The sequence below is a fragment of the Streptomyces specialis genome (genome assembly GCF_001493375.1).
In the GTDB taxonomy this organism is placed as follows: Bacteria; Actinomycetota; Actinomycetes; order Streptomycetales; family Streptomycetaceae; genus Streptomyces; species Streptomyces specialis.
In genome coordinates this window covers 1-2,366 of the sequence record NZ_LN929841.1, presented here as the reverse complement: position 1 = coordinate 2,366, position 2,366 = coordinate 1, and the positions used below count along the sequence as shown (strand labels likewise).

Annotated in this window: 1 protein-coding gene; it reads left to right on the top strand. The window is 75.8% G+C overall.

Going from position 1 to position 2,366, the window contains the following annotated elements; genetic code table 11:
• Positions 1-568: 568 nt before the first annotated feature.
• Positions 569-2,366 (top strand): DEAD/DEAH box helicase (locus BN2279_RS09405; RefSeq protein WP_104530984.1); only part of this gene is annotated, 1,798 nt, incomplete at its 3' end.

The following is a 2,366-nucleotide window of genomic DNA, read 5'->3' as shown; positions in this document are numbered from 1 at the left end:
TAGCCTCCACGCCGGCGACACGCACTCTCGCCCCGTGCCGCTTGGCCGGCGGCGTCAGAGTGGAACAAGAGCCGGGGCGACGGGCGGCCCGGTGACGACGAGCCGTCCGGTTCCTCGTCGCCGGACGCGGACCGGAGCCCCGAACCGGCCGGGGACGAGCACGGCGACCCCGGCGGGGCGGCCGAGCCCGCGCCCGAACCGGAGCCCGCCGCCAGCGTCAGCGCGTCCGGCGACGGCGGCGGTGCCGGGGAGGACGCGCCGCGTCCGCTGCCCGAGCCGGAGACCGAGCCCCAGCCCGAGCCGGAGCCGGAGCCGCCCACCGAGGAACCGGCGGCCCCGACCCCGTCGGAGCCCGCCGCCGAGGGGGAGGGCTGACGCCGTTTGCGCCTCGGGGCGCTCCGTGCGTATGCTTGTAGATCGTTTGATCCCACTTGCCCGGCGCCCCGAAGCAGCGCGCCGTGTGGCGCGTTCCTCGTCTAGCCGTGGCTGACCGCATCCAGGCGGTCCAGAGCACCTACGGAGCTAAGGCGCGTGCCGACACCAAGACTCCGGAAGGTTCTCACCACGCATGTCCGTCACGACGGTTGAAGCACTTCTCCCCCTCGACGACGAGCCCACCACCACCTTCGCCGACCTCGGTCTGCCGCAGAACGTGGTGCGCAAGCTCGCCGAGAACGGCGTCACCACTCCGTTCCCCATCCAGGCCGCCACCATCCCCGACGCGCTCGCCGGGATGGACATCCTCGGCCGCGGCCGTACCGGCTCCGGCAAGACCCTGAGCTTCGGCCTGCCCCTGCTGGCCCGGCTCGCCGGCCGCCGCACCACCCCCAAGCGCCCGCGCGCCATCATCCTGACCCCGACCCGCGAGCTGGCCATGCAGGTCTCCGACGCCCTGGAGCCGTACGGCGATGTGATGGGGCTGCGGCTGAAGGTCGTCTGCGGCGGCACCTCCATGGGCAACCAGATCTACGCCCTGGAGCGCGGTGTCGACATCCTCGTCGCCACCCCCGGCCGTCTGCGCGACCTCATCGGCCGCCGGGCGTGCTCGCTCGACGAGGTCGAGGTCGCCGTCCTTGACGAGGCCGACCAGATGGCCGACCTGGGCTTCCTGCCCGAGGTCACCGAGCTGCTGGACCAGGTCCCGCCGGGCGGCCAGCGGATGCTGTTCTCGGCGACGCTGGAGCGCGAGATCGACACGCTCGTGAAGCGTTACCTGGTGGACCCGGTCAGCCACGAGGTCGACGCCGCCCAGGGCGCGGTCACCACGATGACGCACCACGTGCTGATCGTGAAGCCGCGCGACAAGGCGCCGCTGACGGCCGCCATCGCCGCCCGTCAGGGCACGCGCGCGATCGTCTTCGTCCGCACCCAGCTCGGCGCCGACCGCGTCGCCGCGCAGTTGCGCGAGGCGGGCGTCCGGGCGGACGCGCTGCACGGCGGGATGACGCAGGGCGCCCGGACGCGCACCCTGTCGGAGTTCAAGGACGGCCGCGTCGCCGTCCTGGTCGCCACCGACGTCGCCGCGCGCGGCATCCACGTGGACAACGTGGACATCGTGCTGAACGTGGACCCGGCCGCCGACCACAAGGACTACCTGCACCGTTCCGGCCGCACCGCGCGCGCCGGGCGCTCCGGCACGGTCGTGTCGCTGGCGCTGCCGCACCAGCGGCGGACGATCTTCCGGCTGATGGAGGACGCGGGCGTGGACGCCTCGCGCCACATCATCGGCCGGGGCGACCTGTTCGACGAGGAGATCGCCCAGGTGATCGGCGCCCGGTCGCTGACCGAGGTCCAGGCCGAGGCGGCGATGGGCGCGGTGCGTCACGCCGAGGGCGAGGTGGCCCGGCTCACGCGTGAGCTGGAGCGGGCCGCGGCGCGTGCGGAGGAGCTGCGCGAGGAGGCCGAGCGGCTGACCGCGCGCGCGGCGCGTGAGCGTGGCGACGACCCGGCCGAGGCGATCGCCGCGGCGGCCGAGGCGCGGCAGCTCGCGCTGGCCGAGGACGAGCGCGAGGCGCGGCGGGCCGAGAAGGCCGCGGAGCGTGCCGAGGCGGCCCGGCAGGAGCGGGACGACCGCGGCGGCGACCGGGGCGGTTTCCGCGACCGCGACCGCCGGCCGGGCGGCGGCTTCCGCCGTGACGACCGCCGTGACGACCGGCGTGATGACCGTCGCACCGGCGGTGGCTCGTCGTTCCGCCGGGACGACCGCCGCGCCCCGGCCGGGGGCGGCTCGTCGTTCCGCCGTGACGACCGGCGTGACGAACGCCGCGGCGACCCGCGCCCGAGCGGCGGGTTCCCCCCCCGCGGCCCCCCCGCGGCCCACGGGCTTGCCCCCCCCACCGCCCACCCCCCCCGGGCCGCGCGCGGGT